General features: G+C 67.5%; 13 protein-coding genes. 11 read left to right on the forward strand and 2 right to left on the reverse strand.

Translation table 11 applies throughout. The features are described 5' to 3' along the window. Positions 1 to 188 precede the first annotated feature (188 nt). From AB1824_07175 to AB1824_07195, 5 genes are all read left to right on the forward strand, one after another. Entirely contained in the window at positions 189 to 1,853 is a 1,665-nt protein-coding gene (locus AB1824_07175; protein ID MEW5764744.1) for an acyl-CoA carboxylase subunit beta, read from the forward strand. Positions 1,854 to 1,884: 31 nt separating this feature from the next. Further along, positions 1,885 to 2,670 carry an enoyl-CoA hydratase-related protein gene (locus AB1824_07180; protein MEW5764745.1) on the forward strand — a complete coding sequence of 262 codons (786 nt, stop codon included), beginning with the start codon at positions 1,885 to 1,887 and terminating at the stop codon, positions 2,668 to 2,670. After that, positions 2,655 to 4,946 (forward strand): PAS domain S-box protein, encoded by a 2,292-nt coding sequence (locus AB1824_07185; GenBank protein ID MEW5764746.1) that lies wholly within the window; start codon positions 2,655 to 2,657, stop codon positions 4,944 to 4,946. The genes AB1824_07180 and AB1824_07185 overlap by 16 nt, the downstream gene beginning before the upstream one ends. Beyond that, on the forward strand, positions 4,946 to 6,313 hold the full coding sequence (locus AB1824_07190; protein ID MEW5764747.1) for a sigma-54 dependent transcriptional regulator: 1,368 nt from the start codon (positions 4,946 to 4,948) through the stop codon (positions 6,311 to 6,313). The genes AB1824_07185 and AB1824_07190 overlap by 1 nt, the downstream gene beginning before the upstream one ends. A gap of 126 nt (positions 6,314 to 6,439) precedes the next feature. Continuing rightward, the gene (locus AB1824_07195) at positions 6,440 to 7,084 is read left to right on the forward strand and encodes an HAD family hydrolase (protein MEW5764748.1); all 645 of its coding nucleotides are present in this window, start codon (positions 6,440 to 6,442) and stop codon (positions 7,082 to 7,084) included. Positions 7,085 to 7,103: 19 nt separating this feature from the next. On the opposite strand, the gene AB1824_07200 is transcribed toward AB1824_07195, so the two are convergent. Beyond that, positions 7,104 to 9,758, reverse strand: coding sequence for a pitrilysin family protein (locus AB1824_07200; GenBank protein MEW5764749.1), 2,655 nt, complete (start codon positions 9,756 to 9,758; stop codon positions 7,104 to 7,106). A 154-nt stretch (positions 9,759 to 9,912) separates the two neighbouring features. Between AB1824_07200 and AB1824_07205 the strand changes: the two genes are divergently transcribed. From AB1824_07205 to AB1824_07215, 3 genes are all read left to right on the forward strand, one after another. Continuing rightward, positions 9,913 to 10,500 (forward strand): hypothetical protein, encoded by a 588-nt coding sequence (locus AB1824_07205; protein ID MEW5764750.1) that lies wholly within the window; start codon positions 9,913 to 9,915, stop codon positions 10,498 to 10,500. A 109-nt stretch (positions 10,501 to 10,609) separates the two neighbouring features. Further along, positions 10,610 to 11,008 carry a c-type cytochrome domain-containing protein gene (locus AB1824_07210; protein MEW5764751.1) on the forward strand — a complete coding sequence of 133 codons (399 nt, stop codon included), beginning with the start codon at positions 10,610 to 10,612 and terminating at the stop codon, positions 11,006 to 11,008. Positions 11,009 to 11,090: 82 nt separating this feature from the next. Beyond that, a complete protein-coding gene (locus AB1824_07215; GenBank protein ID MEW5764752.1) occupies positions 11,091 to 11,393 on the forward strand; it encodes a GYD domain-containing protein in 303 nt (100 codons plus the stop codon). A gap of 106 nt (positions 11,394 to 11,499) precedes the next feature. Here the strand turns inward: AB1824_07215 and AB1824_07220 are convergent, their stop codons facing one another. Next, positions 11,500 to 12,972, reverse strand: a complete 1,473-nt coding sequence (locus tag AB1824_07220) for a hypothetical protein (protein ID MEW5764753.1) — start codon at positions 12,970 to 12,972, stop codon at positions 11,500 to 11,502. Between the two features lie 389 nt (positions 12,973 to 13,361). Here AB1824_07220 and AB1824_07225 point away from each other — a divergent pair, with 389 nt between their 5' ends. From AB1824_07225 to AB1824_07235, 3 genes are read left to right on the forward strand one after another with little or no spacing between them, the layout of a single operon-like run. Next, on the forward strand, positions 13,362 to 14,960 hold the full coding sequence (locus tag AB1824_07225) for an HD domain-containing phosphohydrolase (GenBank protein MEW5764754.1): 1,599 nt from the start codon (positions 13,362 to 13,364) through the stop codon (positions 14,958 to 14,960). A 15-nt stretch (positions 14,961 to 14,975) separates the two neighbouring features. Continuing rightward, on the forward strand, positions 14,976 to 15,347 hold the full coding sequence (locus AB1824_07230) for a DUF393 domain-containing protein (protein MEW5764755.1): 372 nt from the start codon (positions 14,976 to 14,978) through the stop codon (positions 15,345 to 15,347). Further along, positions 15,344 to 15,961 (forward strand): DUF2238 domain-containing protein, encoded by a 618-nt coding sequence (locus tag AB1824_07235; protein ID MEW5764756.1) that lies wholly within the window; start codon positions 15,344 to 15,346, stop codon positions 15,959 to 15,961. The genes AB1824_07230 and AB1824_07235 overlap by 4 nt, the downstream gene beginning before the upstream one ends. The last annotated feature ends 2 nt before the right edge of the window (positions 15,962 to 15,963 follow it).

The raw sequence follows: 15,963 nt of genomic DNA on the forward strand, positions 1-15,963 counted from the left end.
CCATCGTCAGCCTCATCCTGGAGCACCCCTCCTTGCGGGGGCGGCGCCCCTCCACTTGTTTACTTCCTTTCGGCAAGATTCTTAGGTGAGGCAACGAATCCATTTCGGAAAGAAATTAGCTGAGGCATGTCGGCCCTTTGCCTTGGGTGATTTGACTCTGTTATACTGACCGGCCAAAGGTGGGGCACATGGCGACTCTCCCGACGGCGGTCCGCGACGATATCAAGAACAGCCTTGAATTTAAACGGAATCGAGACAGCATGAAGAGCCTGGTCCGCCAGGTGGACGATCTGTCCGCCCTCCTCCGGGAGGGTGGGGGACAAGACGCAATTCGCAAGCAGCACGAAAAGGGGCGCCTGACCGCCCGGGAACGGATCGCGGGCATCCTCGACCCGGGGAGCCCCTTTCACGAACTCCACCTCTTTGCCGCCTACGGAGTCTACGAGGAGTGGGGCGGTTCCCCGGCGGCGGGCGTGGTGACCGGCACGGGCGCCATCTGCGGCCGCCTCTTCATGATCATCGCCAACGACGCGACCGTGAAGGCCGGGGCCTTCTTCCCCATGACCGCAAAGAAGGTGATCCGGGCCCAGACCATCGCTCTGGAGAACCGGTTGCCCGTGCTGTACCTCGTCGACTCCGCCGGGGTCTTCCTTCCCCTGCAGGATGAGGTCTTCCCGGACCAGGACGATTTCGGCCGGGTCTTCTACCTCAACGCCCGCCTCACCGCCGCGGGCGTTCCGCAAATCGCGGCCATCATGGGCTCGTGCGTGGCGGGGGGGGCCTACCTCCCGGTCATGTGCGACACGCTCCTCATGACCGACGGGTCGGGCCTGTACCTGGCCGGCCCCGCCCTGGTCAAGGCCGCCATCGGTCAAGGCGTCTCCTCCGAGGACCTGGGAGGGGCGGGGATGCACGCCTCCGTGTCGGGCACCGTCGACTTCCACGAGAAGGACGACGTCTCCTGCATGGCCCGCATCCGGGAAATCGTTGGGAGGCTGGGCCATCCGGGCCCCTCCCCCTTCTCCCGGATCGAGGCCTTGCCTCCCCTCTATGACCCCCAGGATCTCTATGGCATTTTCCCCGACAACCCGCTCGGACAGTACGACGTCCGGGAGGTCATCGCGCGGATCGCGGACGGGAGTGAGTTCACGGAGTACCGAGAGGAATACGGCCGCACCCTCGTGTGCGGCTACGCCCGCATCGGCGGCTGGGCCGTCGGCATCGTGGCGAACCAGAAGGTCCACATCCGGGAAAAGGGGCGCCCCGTGGAGATTGGAGGCGTGATTTACGTGGAGAGCGCCAACAAGACGGCCCGGTTCATCCTGGACTGCCACCAGCAGAAGGTGCCCCTCGTCTTTCTCCACGACGTGAATGGCTTCATGGTAGGAAGGGACTCGGAGCACGCCGGGATCATCCGCGCCGGGGCCAAGATGGTCAACGCCGTGTCCAACGTGGGCGTCCCGAAGATCTCGGTGATCCTCGGGGGCTCCTTCGGAGCGGGCCACTACGCCATGTGCGGGAAGGCCTACGGACCCCGCTTCCTCTTCGCCTGGCCCACGGCCAAGTACGCCGTGATGGGCGGCGACCAGGCGGCCAACACCCTCCTCGACATCCGGCTCAACCAGCTCCGGAAGTCCGGCAGGACCATTTCCGAAGAGGACAAGAAGAAGGCCCTGGAGGAAATCCGCGACCGGTACGCCGCCGCCACGGACCCAAAGTACGGGGCCGCTCGGCTCTGGATCGACGCCATCATCGACCCCGCCGAGACGAGGGAGCACCTGATCCGGGCCCTCGACGTGGCGGCCCACAACCCCGAGGTGCCGCCCCTCCAAGTGGGCGTCCTCCAGACCTAGCCTGAAGACTCCGGCGGAGAGGCGGTCGGCCATGGCGGAATCCATCCTTCTCAGCGAGCGGCGGGGGGCGGTGGTTCGGCTCACCCTGAACCGGCCCGAAAGACGCAACGCTCTCGGGCCGGACCTGGTGGCGGCCCTCACCGAGGCTCTGCGCTCCCTCTCTTCGGAGGATTCCGTCCGCGCCGTGGTCCTGACGGGAGCCGGAACGGCCTTCTGCGCGGGCGCCGACCTGGAGTACCTGGAGCAGCTGCGCTCGGCCTCGGTGGCGGAGAACGCCGACGATTCCCGGAGGCTGAAGACCCTCTACCGAGCCCTGTCCACCTTCCCGAAGCCCATCGTGGGGGCCGTGGACGGCCCGGCCCTCGCGGGGGGCTGCGGGCTCGCCTCCGCCTGCGACGTCCTCCTCGCCTCCCCCAGGGCCTCCTTCGGCTATCCCGAAGTGCGGATCGGATTCGTGGCCGCCATGGTCCTCGTCTTCCTGGCCCGTCAGCTGGGCGACCGGCTCGCGAGGGAACTCCTTCTGACGGGCCGAACCCTGACCGCGGAGGAGGCTCGGGAGGCGGGACTGGTGCACCGCGTACTCCCGAGCGACCGCCTCACGGAGGAGGCCCTCGCCGTCGCCGAGAACCTGGCCTCGGGGGCCCCCTCCTCGCTCGCGCTGACCAAGGAACTCTTGTGGCACACCTCGGGGCTCCCGACGGGGAGCGCCCTGTCCCTCGCGGAGACGGTGAACGTGTTCGCGAGAACCACGCCGGACATGCAGGAGGGGCTGAGCGCGTTCTTCGCGAAAAGGAGGCCCTCGTGGCCAGGGTCCTGACTCGACAGAGTCCCACTTCGCGGCACCAGTCCTTCATGCGCTGGCTCGAAGCAGTCAGCGAGCCCCTGCTCTCCGAGTGGGTGGAAGCCATCCGGAAAGAGATTCCCGCCTACGCCACCATGGAGCCCCGCGAGGTTCGCCTGCCCGTGGAGCGGCACTTCGAGGCCCTCCGGTATTACTGGGACCTGGGTCTTCAGAGCCGCCTCTACGTGTTCTACCAGGACCTGGCGCGCAAGCGGCTGGCGGAAAAGGTGCGCCTCGCCGACGTGGCTCGGGCCGTGGACGTGGGCAAGCGGATTCTTCTGCGCATGCTCGCGGAATCGGAGCTTCCGGGACGGGAGGATCTGCGGGAGCTGTTCCTCGAGACCTTCCGCGAGAACTCCTACGTCCTCCTGGAGTGCTACCAGGCGGCCACGGAGGAAATGGCCGCGGAGGCGGAGGCGCGCCTGGAGGCCACCGAGGCCGACGCCGCCAAGTCCCACGAGCAGTGGGGACTGCTGAACCAGATCCTGTCGGGTTTGGACGTGGGGATCATCGTCCTCGACTCCCAGCTCAAGGTGGCGTGGCTGAACCAGAACGTGCCGCGGGACCTTCTGCGCCTCCGGCCCGAACTCGCCATGGGGCTCCCCTGTCAGGAGGCGCTGGCCCACGACGCGGCCGAGTGCTCCCGCTGTTCCGCCTGCTACGTCCTCCAGGGGGCCACGCCCATGCGCCAGCTGATCCGGGCCGGAGCGGGAAAGAACGCCAAGGACTACCTCAAGATCACGCGCCCCCTCTCGGGCGGGCACCTCGTGGGCCCCCACGTCATCGAGATCTACCTGGACATCACCGCCCAGCAGGAGGCCATCCGCTCTCTGGCGCGGACCCAGGAACTCGTCCGAAACATCCTGAACTCATCCGTCAGCGCCATCATCTCCACGGACCTGCACGGGCGCGTCACCCTCTTCAACCGAGCCGCGGAGAAGATCTTCGGATTCACGGAAGGCGAGATGCTCGGCCAGCGGGTGGGGGACTACTACGAGAAGGGCCTGGCCGAGGCCCGGACGGTGATGCGCCGGCTCCTCGCCGAGGAGGTCATCACGGATTTCGTGACGGCCTTTCGCGCCAAGTCCGGGGAGTACGTCCCCCTGAAAGTCACCTTTTCCCTCCTGCGCGACGAGCAGGGAACCCTCGTGGGGACCATGAGCTTCTGCCAGGACATCCGGGTGGAGGAAGCCCTCAAGCAGGAGGTGGCGAGCAAGGACCAGTACCTCCTCTCCATTCTCCAGGCGTCCATGGACGGTCTCGTCACCCTCGACGCCAAGGGCCGCATCGCCTCCTGGAACCGGGGCGCGGCGGCGTTGTTGGGGGTGGAGCCCGCCTTCGCGTTGGGCCGTTCCATCGACGAGTTCCTCCCGCCCGACCTCATCCGGGAGATGCCCTCCTCCGGCACCCAGCCGGGGACCCGGCACTTCGAGGCCCGCCTTCCCAAGGGTTGCGACAGCCACATGGACATCCTGGTCACTCGGACGGAGATCCGGACGCCCGCGGACCGCGAGAGGGGCGCTTCCCTCGTTCTCAAGGACGTTACGGAGCTCAAGCGCCTCCAGAAGGACCTCGCGCAGGCCGAGCACCTCGCCGAACTCGGCCAGTTGGCGGCCAGCGTGGCTCACGAGATCAAGAACCCCATCGCCGGTCTGAGGGGCGCCATGGAGCTCATGGCCCAGCAGCACCAGCTGGACGACCCCCGCTTCGTGATGTTCCATGAGGGGCTTTCCCAGATCCGCCGCCTCGACGGCCTCGTCAAGGACCTCCTCTCCTACGCCCGCCCCCTCAGCCTGCAGCTCGAGCCGGTCCCCCTGGGCCTGGTCGTGGAATCCACCCTTCCCTTCGTCCAGCGCGGCGCGGAGGAGGCGGGCGTTTCGCTTACCTGCGCGGTCCCCGAAGACCTCCCGGTGGTCCACGCCGATCCCCAGCGCCTCCAGCAGGTCATCGTGAACCTCGTCCAGAACGGCATCCAGGCTACGCCGCGAGGCGGAGCCGTCACCGTCTCCGGGTTCACGTGCGGCCACGAGGTGGCCCTGGAAATCCGGGACACGGGGTCCGGGATGGCGCCGGAGCAGTTGAAGAAGATCTTTCAACCCTTCTATACGACCAAGCACATCGGAACCGGCTTGGGCCTCTCCATCGTCCAGCGCATCGTGGGCGCCCACGGCGGGCGCGTGGAGGTCTTCAGCCGGCCCGAGGAAGGGACCGTGTTCACCGTGTACCTTCCTTACGAATACTGGAGGGCGTGATGGCCAAAGAGACGATTCTGCTTGTCGAGGATGAGAAGCTGATCCGGTGGTCCCTGGCCAACCGCCTCTCCAAGGAGGGCTACGTGGTCGTGGAGGTGGACCGGGGCGCCGACGCCCTCCGATCCGTGGAGGAGCGCGAGGTGGACCTCATCCTGTTGGATTACCGCCTCCCGGACATGGACGGCCTGCAGGTCCTGAAGGCCATCGGTCCGAAGGCCCGGGAACTTCCCGTCATCATGATGACGGCCTATTCGACCGTGGAAAGCGCCATCGAGGCCATGAAGCTGGGGGCCTTCGACTACCTCAACAAGCCCTTCGAGATGGAGGAGCTCCTCGTGGCCATCCAGAAGGCCCTGGAGAACACCTCCCTCAAGCGGGAGCTGAGCCGCTACCGCCGGGCCCAGGAGGAGCGGTTCGGCGTGAGCAACCTCGTGGGCCGCAACCCCCGGATCGTGGAGGTCTTCGAGCTGGTCAAGAAGATCGCGGCGTCGTCCGCCACGACAATCCTCCTCCAGGGGGAAAGTGGCACGGGTAAGGACCTGCTCGCCAACACCATCCATTACGCCAGCGACCGGGCCAAGAAGCCGTTCATGAATCTCACCTGCTCCGCGCTCCCCGAGTCGGTCCTCGAACAGGAGCTCTTCGGGTATGAGAAGGGCGCCTTCCCCGAGGCGAAGACCGGGAAAAAGGGCCTTCTCGAACTGGCCGACGGCGGGACGGTGTTTCTCGACGAAGTGGGAGACCTGGGGCCCAATTTCCAGTCGAAACTCCTCAGGTTTCTCGAGGAGCGCTCCTTCAAGCGCGTGGGCGGAACCGTGGACATCCACGTGGACGTGCGGATGGTGGCGGCCACCAGCGCCAATCTCGAACAGGCCGTCACCGAAGGGAGGTACAGGAAGGACCTCTACTACCGGCTCAAGGTGATCCCCATCTACCTTCCCCCGCTCCGGGAGAGGCCGGAGGACATCCCGCTCCTCGTGAAGCACTTCATCGACCACTTCAACCGGGAGTTCAAGAAGAACACCCGCGGCGTCACCCACTCGGCCATGCAGGCCCTCATGGAGTATCCCTGGCCCGGGAACATCCGGGAGCTGAAGAACCTCATCGAGCGCGTGATGATCCTCGAGAACAAGGAGATGATCGACCTCTCCGACCTGCCCCGCGAGATCCACGCCCAGGAGCCCCACCGGCCTGTGGAGCAGGCCTTCGTTCTGCCGCCGGGGGGCGTCATCCTGGAGGACGTGGAGCGGAGCCTCCTCGAGCAGTCGCTCAAGCGCACCGGGGGGAACCAGACCCGCGCCGCGAAGCTCCTGGGCCTCAGCCGCGACACGCTTCGGTACCGCCTGAAGAAGTTCGATCTGGAATAGCATCGTGAGACGTCCGGTCGGGTCGATGAGGATCGCGCCGGGGCTGGTCCCTTCCCGGGAGATGCGGGTCCCCTCGCCCGACGGGTCACCCGCTCCGCTCAACTTCCCAAGCCTGGGGCCGTTCCCGTGAAAGCGATTGTTTTCGACCTCGACGGTACGCTCATCGACAGCCAGGAAGACGTTCTTTCCGCATTCGGAGCCGCCTTCCGCGCCCTGGACCTCCCGCTCCCCCCAAGAAGGGAGCTCCTGAGGGTCATCGGCCTCCGTCTGGAGGACTGCTTCCTGTCCTTCGTGGATGGAGACCCGGCCAGGGCCGCCCAGGGCGCGGGGGCCTTTCGGGCCCACTACGCCCGTCACCACCTGGACCGAACGCGGCCCTTCGCTGGCGTCGACGACGCGCTGGCCACGCTGGCTCACTCGCAAGCCCTGGGCCTCTGCACCATGAAAAAGGCGGAGTTCATGCACCGTCTGCTGGCGGCCTTCGGGTGGAGGGAGCGCTTCGCGGCGGTCCTCGGCTCCGAGGAAGGCTTCCCCGCCAAACCCGATCCCGCCATGCTCCTGGAGGTCCTGCGGCGCCTGGGTGCGCGGCCCGAGCAATCCCTGTTCGTGGGGGATACGTGGATGGACGGCCAAATGGCGAGGGACGCGGGTGTGCCCTTTGCCTTCGCGGCCTACGGATACGGGGAGGCCTCCCGTCTGGACGGGATTCCCGTGGCGCGGGTGCTGGAGCGCCCCGAGGACATCGCCGCTCTGGGCGGAGCCCGCCCCTGAAGAGAAAGATTCGGCTCCGTCAGCGCCCTTCTCGCACGCTCAGGGGACCGAGCCCGAGGGCCTGAAGCGGCCCCTCGAGTTCTCTCCGGTCCCCCACGACCACCCAGGAGAGGCGTTCGGGGACGAGCACCTCGGCCCCGGCTTCGATCACCTGCTCCAGCCGTAAAGACCGGAGCGCGGAGAGGAACCGCGCGTGGAAATCGAGGGGGAGCCCGTATCTCCACAGGGCCGCCAGCCCCCCGAGAAGCTGGGCCTGGGTCTCGAAGTTCTGGGGATGCCGCAGGATCAGGTTCTCCCGCGCCTTGACGAACTCCTCCTGGGTGACGGGCGAGCCGGAGAGGATCCGCTCGATCTCCCCGAGGACCTCCCGGATCGAGTCCACCGTCTTGTCCGCCTGCACCGCCGAGCCGAAGACCCACGGGCGGACTCCTGGCTTGGGATCCAGGTAGGCGTGGGCCCCGTAGGTGTACCCCTTGTCCTCCCGGAGGTTCATGTTGATCCGGCTCGTGAACTGCCCCCCGAGGACGGCGTTGAAGACGAGGAAGGCCGGGTCCCTCGGATCCAACCGGGACAGCGCGGGGAGCCCCGCGGAGATGTAGGCCTGGGGGGCTCCAGGTTTGTCCACGAGGAGGAAACCGCCTCCCGGAAGAAACCGATCCGGGTCGGGGTCCTCAGGAGGGGCGCCGGCCGGCGCCCACGATCCGAAGCTGGATTCGGCCGCGGTCAAGGCTTCTTCCCGGCTCACGTCCCCCACGAAGGCGAGGAGCATCCGCCCGGGATGGTACCGATCCCCATGGAACCCCACGGCCTCTTCACGGCGGAAGGACTCCAGGCCGTCCGGATAGCCGTCCGTGGGATGGCCATAAGGCGAGGCCTCGCCGAAGAGGAGGGCCTTGAGGGCGCGGTCCCCCAGTTCCGGGGCCTCGTCCAGGCGCCTGAGGAGGGATGCCAGATGCTCCTTGCGGACGCGTTCCACATCCTCCGGACGGAAATCGGGCCGGAGCAGGACGTCCGACAGGAGGGCCATGCCCTCCCCCAGACGCTCCCGCAACAGGGTGAGGGAGAGAGTCACCTTTTCCGCGTCCACCCGGGTGGCCAGCGCGGTGGCCATGCGCTTCTGCCGTATCGCCAGGGCCACCGCGTCCTGGCCCGCCGCCGCCTCGTCCAGGAGCCCCGCGGTGAAAAAGGCCAGCCCCGGCCGATCGGGGGGATCCTGGGCGCTGCCCGCCTCGAGCACGGCCGCCACGGAGACCAGCGGCACCGTCGGGTCCGTCAGGGTCCAGACGTCGATGCCGTTCTTCAGCCTGTCTCTGCAGACCTCTGGGAAGGCGAAGGGCCGAGCCTCTCCCGCCGCGGGGAGCTTCCCCCGTTCGAGGGCGGAAGGCCGAGGTCGGGCGGGGACGACGGAAACGGCGGCGAAGCCGTCCCGGCGGAGGAACCGGCGCGCCGCGTCCGCCACATCCTCGGCGGACACCCGGGCGTAGCGGTCGAACTCCTTCACGAGGCCGCCGGGATCGCCCCCGAAGACCTCGTAGTAGTTGAGCATGTCGCTTACGCTGCCGAAGCCCCCAACCATCTGGAGGCGTTTCAGAACACCCACGGTGAGGGAATCCACGGCGGCCCGGACCTCTTCGGGCGCCACGCCATCCCGCCCGAGGCGTTCCATCTCCTCCCACAGAGCGTCTTCCGCTCGTTCGAGGGAAATTCCGGGGCGCACCGTCACCACCGCCTGAAACGAGCCCGCGACCTCGCCCGCCAGGTGGCCGCACCAGACCGACTGGGCCAGGTTCTCGTCGATCTGCATCCGCTTCATCAGTCGAGAGTCCTTCCCCGTGGCCAGAACATAGGCCAGGACGGAGAGGGTGGCGTCCTCCGGGGTCAGGTGACAGACCGTGGGCCAGGCCAGGGTGAGGCGCGACAGCTGGACCCGGTCCTCGACCACCTCCCGGAAGGGCTTGCTCAGGATAGGGATCCATGGCGTCACCGGCGAGACCGTCGGGCCCGCGGGAATCTCGCCGAATAGACGACCCACCTGATCGAGCGCCCGCGCGGGATCCACATCGCCCGCAACGCAGAGGGTCGCATTGCTGGGCGTGTAGTACTTGGAGAAAAAGGCGTGGACGTCCTCCAGGGACGCGGCGTCAAGGTCCGCCATGGAACCGATGACGGGATGGTGGTAGGGGTGCCCCTCCGGATAAAGGTTGGCCAGGAGGACTTCCTCGGCCACGCCGTAGGGCTCGTTCTCCACGGTCTGACGCCGTTCGTTCTTCACCACCTCCCGCTGGTTGTCCAACTTCTCCTGGGTCAGGCCGGGGAGGAGCCACCCCATGCGGTCGGCCTCCAGAAAGAGGGCGCGCTCCAGGTAGGACGCCGGTACGACCTCCCAGTAATTGGTCCGGTCCTCCGAGGTGGACCCGTTGAGCCGCGCCCCGACTTCCTCCAGGGAACGGAAGTAATCCTCCGGACTGTGGGCGGACCCCTGGAACATCATGTGCTCGAACAGGTGCGCGAGGCCCGTCCGGCCAGGCTTCTCGTCCTTGCTCCCCACGTGGTACCAGATGTCCACCGCGGCCTGAGGCAGGCGGTGGTCTTCATACAGGATCAGCGTAAGGCCGTTAGGAAGGCGGTGCTTTTCGAAGCGGAGTCGAAATCGGTTCGATGCGTCGGGGGCCATGGGCGAACCTCCTGAGCCGGCGCGGCGGATCGGGTCGGGTGGCGAGTATACCAGAGGAAGCCTCGGTGCGACCTGGGCGCGGCGCGGACCGGCTCCCCTTGCCGGTCTCGAGCGGACATGGTACGTTGAGTCATCTTTGATGGGAGTCCTGACCATGAGAAAATGGCTCGTCGTCCTTCTCGGCGCCACGCTCGTCGTCCTCCTGGCCTCCTGCAACCTGTCAAACCTCATGAAAGGCGGTCAACAGGAGACCAATGAGGTGGCCAACGAACCCGCGTCCCCGCCCGAAACCGAGACGCCTCCGTCCGCCACCACGCCCTCGGGCACCCAGACCACCCGGCCCACCACCCCCTCCACTCAGGGATCGACCCGCCCCACGACCCCGTCCACTCAGGGAACGACCCCGTCCACCCAGCCGGTGACGCCGCCGCCCGCCGAGGTCCGCGAAGCCAAGGCTTTCCTTGGCGTCATCTTCATCACCGACCTCAAGGAGGGCATGTTCCGCGTCAAGTCCGATACGGACACGCTCCTGGATCACAGCTTCTCGGGAAAGGACATCCGGGTTGAGCGGGAACTCAAGGTCCCCGCCGGCACGCAGACCTTGAAATTCATCGTCATCAACAAAGCGGGGGCCCGCGGCATTCGGACCCTCGACGTGAATTACAAGCCCCGCACGCACCATACGGTCCGGGTGGTCTGCAAGGAGTCTCCCGGCAACATCGCCCTGGAGATCCTGGAGTAGACCGGCCGGTTACGGAAACGGGGCGGCCGGCCTTGCAGGCCGGCCGCTTTCGTCTCCGGGGGAACAGTCCGGGGACTGAGGGCGTTTGAGGGAGCAGGGGAGCCTGCCCATGCATCGAGCGAAAGCCGCCCTGGCCGCCGTCTTCGCGTCGTTTCTCCTGGGGGTGGCTCTATGGCCGGACGCCCCCGTCCCCTCCTTTCGCGATAAGATCCAGCCCATTCTGGACAGAGAGTGCGTCGAGTGCCACGGGCCCAAGCGCGCGAAGGCTCGGCTGGATCTCAGCGCGGGCCGCGCCCATTCGAACCTCGTCGGAGTCCCCTCCTCGGAACGGCCCGAAATCCTCCGCGTCAAGCCGGGCGACCCGGAAGCGTCCTATCTCTGGCTCAAGCTGGACCACCGCGCGCCGGAAGGGTCCGGCATGCCCAAGGGTCTTTTCCTCTCCAGGAGACTCTCCCGGGAGGATCTCGACCTGATCCGGCTCTGGATCCAGGCCGGAGCGCCCCACTAGGCCGAGATCGGAGCACCCGCGGGAGTTGTCGCCCGGGGGGCACCGAATTACATTCCCACCAGACGCCGCGAGGGAGGATCTCATGCCGCTGTTTGTTCTGATGACTCGTCTGGCCCCGGAAACCATGCACGACGCGGAGGGACGGAGGGCACGCGGAAAGGAATGGCTCAAGAAGGTCAAGGATGCGTGCCCGGAGGTCAAATGGCTGTCTCACTACGCGATCCTCGGTCCGTACGACTTCCTTGACATTTACGAAGCCCCGGACGCGGAGGCCGCCCACAAGGTTTCCCTCATCACTCGGGCCCAGGGCGCGCTCCACGTGGAGAGCTGGCAGGCCCTGCCTTACGAGGACTACCTGCGCGTCCTCGGCCAAGTGAAGCCTTAGACCGAATCCCGAGGGGGGATCCTGGAGGCCGGCGGGTGAAAAAGAAGAAGGGCCGGCAGGGCCGGCCCTTCGGGTGAACCTTTGGGGTCTCGCGCCGGGGGGAAGATCAGCCCTCCGCGCGCTTGAGGCTCTGGAGGGCCGCCCCGAGCTTCTCCGACAGGACGTCGCCGAGGTTCAGACCCGCGGAGGGCGGAGGGGCGGAGGGACGGGCCTCGGGCTTCTCCCGGCGCGGCGGCCGCTCGGCCGCCGGCTTCGGCTCGGGCGGCGGAACCGGAGGAGGAGCGTCCTTGCCCATCTTGGCCCGGACCGTCCGGATCTTTTCCGAGAGTTCCTTTCCCGTCGCGTCCACGCCGGCGAGGCGCTTTCGCTTCTCCTCGACCCAGCCACGAAGCTTCTCCGCTCCGGCCGAGTCCTTGGACGCCCCCAGACGCCGTTCGAGGTCGGCGATCTCGGATTCGATCTTGGCCTTCAAGTCCTGATTCTTGTAGAAGGCCGTCTCCCAGCGGGTGAGGTGCTCCACCATCCGGTCGAGCCACTCGTGGTGCTTCTGCTTGCGCTCGACCTTGAGGGCTTCGATGCGCTCGGAGGACTTTCTCCAGGCAGCCCTCAGGATTCCGCGGACCCGCTCTTTCTCCGCCGGGGAGAGGGAGGACTCCTTGACCTCCGTCTGGAAGGTCCGGATCGCCGTCTGGACCCCGTGAGGGTCTTCACCCTCCGCTTGAGCGAGCAGAGATTCCGCCCTCTCTCTCAAGGCCGAGAGGATCTTTCCCCGAACCGCCTTTCGCCTGGACTTGATGACCTCCCGGACCTCGACCCACTTGGCCCAGCACGCTTCCCGGTCTTCCCGGACGAGCCGCGCGTCCAGCGTTTCGGCAGGGGGGGCACCCCCCTCCTCGGAGGGCGCGGGTCCGGAGCCCGGGTTCGTTTTCATCAGGTTCAGGGCGTCGTTCAGGAGGGCCTGGGCCCTGTCCAGATCGGCCTCCGGGCACTCGGGGGAGAGACAGGCCTCGGCGGCCTGGATGGCTGCCTCGATGTGGGCTCGCTTCTTGGCCGACTCCTCCCGGGTCTTGGCCCGTTCCCCCTCTTGAAAGGCCCGTGTCGCCTCGCAGAAACCGTGGAAGTCGTTCCACAAGGCCTCCCGGTCTTTGGCCTCCAGGGGTTTGAAGGTCTTGAACATGGAGGTGATTTCCCGGGCGTGGGCCCAGAATTCCGCGAAGGAGACGGGGGCGTCGGCCTGAATGTGAGCCCGCAGCTTCTCGATTTCGGCGCGGATCACCTCCGCGTTGGCGTGGGCGATCTGAAGCCATCGCTCCCGGTCCAGGTCGGACCCCTTCTTGGTCGGCTCCGCGGGGGCCCCGCCGCCGGACGAAGGAGCGGGTTGCTCACCAGGGGATGCCGGCGAGGGACCGGAGCCGTCCGGCGCCTCCCGAGGAGAGAGCCCGGCCGTCGGCGCCGAAACCTCCTCCGGCGTCCCCGGCTGAGCTTCCGAGAGCGACTCCGCCTGATCTCTGGGAGCTTCGGGAAGGTCGGTGGGAGTAAGGGGGGTGGGGTTCGGGTCCTGGCTGAGCTCGTCGGTCATGGGAACCTCCTGCTGGGTTCCGCCGCACCCCGAAGGGCCGGCGCGTAGGCGAAGGGGTCTTTGGCCGCGGCGCCCTTCTTCCCCTCATCGCTCGGGGAGCGCCGCCGGCGTCGTTCGCCGGGCCTTCCTGGCCCGGAGAACGGTCTTGGCATTTCCCGGTCGGTGGGGAACCGGGGCGGCGGAAGTACCGGGAAGTGAGGTGGTTTCTCCGAAGGGAAAAGGGCCTCGCTCCCGTCCGGGGACCGAAGCCCCCACGGGCGAAGATATCAGCGCCGCAAGGCCCTGTCAAGAACGGCCGGCGACGCCGCCGCTCCGCACAGGAGAGGCCTGGACAGCGGCGGGGTTGTGGGGCATTCTGAGGGGGCGATCCAGGATCCGCGGGGAGACCGATGACCCGAGACCGGGAGTTCGACGACCAGGCGCTGATTCTCGATCAGCTCACGGAAGTGAGCCTGGCCCTGTCCACCGAGAGGGACTTCCGGAAACTTCTGGACCTGATCCTGTCCAGGGCCCTGCTCCTGGCCCGGTGCGACGCGGGGAGCCTCTACATACGCGTCCCCGACGACGACCCGGAGAACCCAGGCCCTCCGCGCCTGCGCTTCGTGGCCGCCCAGAACGCCTCCGTGGCCTTCCGCTTCCGCGAAGCCGAACTCCCCATCACGGAGAGGAGCCTCGCGGGCCATGCGGCCCTCACGGGGGAGCCTCTCCTCATCGAGGACGCCTACGCCATTCCCGCTTCGGCTCCCTACCGCTTCAACGCCGGGTTCGACCGCGAGACGGGCTACCGCACGCGCTCCCTTCTGGTCCTTCCCATGACGAACCCCAAGGGCGAGGTGACGGGCGTCCTCCAGCTCATCAACCGCAAGCGGGACCCTACGGCCCTGCTCGACTCCCCGCAGGCCGTCGAACGGGAGGTCGTCCCCTTCGACGCCGCCACCACGCGGCTCATGAAGGCCGTGGGGAGCCTGGCGGCGGTGGCGGTGGACAACGCGCGCCTCTACGAAAACATCGAGCGTCTCTTCGAGGGCTTCGTGAAGGCCTCGGTGACGGCCATCGAGCAGCGCGACCCCACCACCTCGGGACACTCCCTCCGGGTGTCGGCTCTCTGCGTCGGGCTGGCCGAGGCGGCGGGCCGGGAGGAAAGGGGGGCCCTCGCCGGAATCTCCTTTTCGGACGAGCAGGTGCGGGAACTCCGGTACGCGGCCCTCCTCCACGACTTCGGCAAGGTCGGCGTGCGCGAGCACGTCCTGGTCAAGGCGAAGAAGCTCTACCCTTTCGAAATGGAGAGGATCGAAACGCGCCTCGAAGTAGCCCGCCTTCACAGGGAACGAGCCATCCTTCTACAGAAGGTGGAGGCCGCCCTGGGGAGCGATCCGGACAGGGCGGCTCGCCTCGCCGCCCTCGACCGGGCTCTGGCCTTTTCGGAGTCGGACCTCGCGCGCTTCCGCGAGACGATCCTCCGGGCCAACGAGCCCACGGTCCTTCCGGAAGGAGACTTCTCCACCTTGCAGGAGATCGCCGCGGCCTCCTTCACCGATCGCGAGGGGCGTCCACACGCCCTCCTGGAACCGAGGGAGGTGGCCATTCTCTCCATACGAAAGGGCAGCCTCACCGAGGAGGAGCGCCTGGAAATCGAAAGCCACGTGACCCACACTTACGAGTTCCTGAAGAAGATCCCTTGGACCGGCGAGCTCCGCCGCATCCCGGAGATCGCCTTCGCGCACCACGAGAAGATCAACGGGCGAGGGTACCCGCGCCGGGTCTCCGGGACGGAGATCCCCGTTCAATCCCGCATCATGACCGTCGCCGACATATATGACGCCCTCTCCGCCTCGGACAGACCGTACAAGCGGGCCGTCCCTCCCGAACGCGCCCTCGCCATCCTGGAAGAGGAGGCCCGCGACGGCTTCCTCGATCCGGATCTCGTGGGCCTCTTCATCGGCGCCCGCATCTGGACGACCGTGGGCACGGGAAGCCTGCGGGCCTAGGCGCGTCCCTCCGCCATGGCGCTCACGGTCCTCTACGACGAGTCCTGCCCCCTCTGCCTCGCCTCCCGACGACGCCTGGAGCGGCTCGACGTCTTTCGGCGCCTGCGCTTCCTGGGAATCTCGGAGGCCCCGGTCACTCTCCTCCAGCCACACGGCCTCCGCCCCGCGGACCTCGCCGAGGCGCTCCACGTCGTGGACGCCCGAGGGAGGGTGCTTCGCGGCTTCCGGGCCGTGCGCCGCCTGCTCTGGATCCATCCCCTGACCTGGCCCGCCGCGCTCTTTCTCCACCTTCCCGGCGCCGGCTGGATCGGAGAGGCCGTGTACAGGCGGGTGGCTCTCCGGCGCCATTCGGGGCTACCCTGGCCATGGAAAGGAGACGCGACATGAGACCGCGCGTTGGTCCTTCCCCCCTGGTCGTCGGCCTGAGCCTCGCCGTAGGGGCCGTCCTCCTCTGGTCGGGGATCCACCCCCGCGACCGCCTCACCTGGTTCCTGGAGGTCCTGCCCGTCCTTCTCGCCTGGCCCCTCCTCGCCCTCACCTACCGCCGCTTCCGCTTCACGCCTCTGGCCTACGCCTTCATCGCCTTGCACATGGCCGTCCTCATGGTGGGCGGGAAGTACACCTACGCCGAAGTCCCCCTGTTCAATTGGCTGCGCGACACCTTCGACCTCGGCCGCAACTACTACGACCGCGTGGGGCACTTCTTCCAGGGATTCGTCCCGGCCCTGCTCGCCCGCGAGATCCTCCTGCGCGCCTCCCCCCTGCGGCCGGGGGGATGGCTCTTCTTTCTGGTGACGTGCGTCTGCCTGGCCGTGAGCGCCGTCTACGAATTCTTCGAGTGGGGCGTGGCCGTCGCCACGGGGACCGCCGCCGACGCCTTCCTCGGCACCCAGGGCGACGTCTGGGACACCCAATGGGACATGTTCATGGCCCTGATCGGCGCCCTCTCGTCCCAGCTCCTCCTCTCCCGCCTTCAGGACCGGCAGAGGACCGAGGGGTAGGC

It is taken from the genome of Acidobacteriota bacterium (assembly GCA_040752915.1).
Taxonomy (GTDB): Bacteria; Acidobacteriota; UBA4820; order UBA4820; family DSQY01; genus JBFLVU01.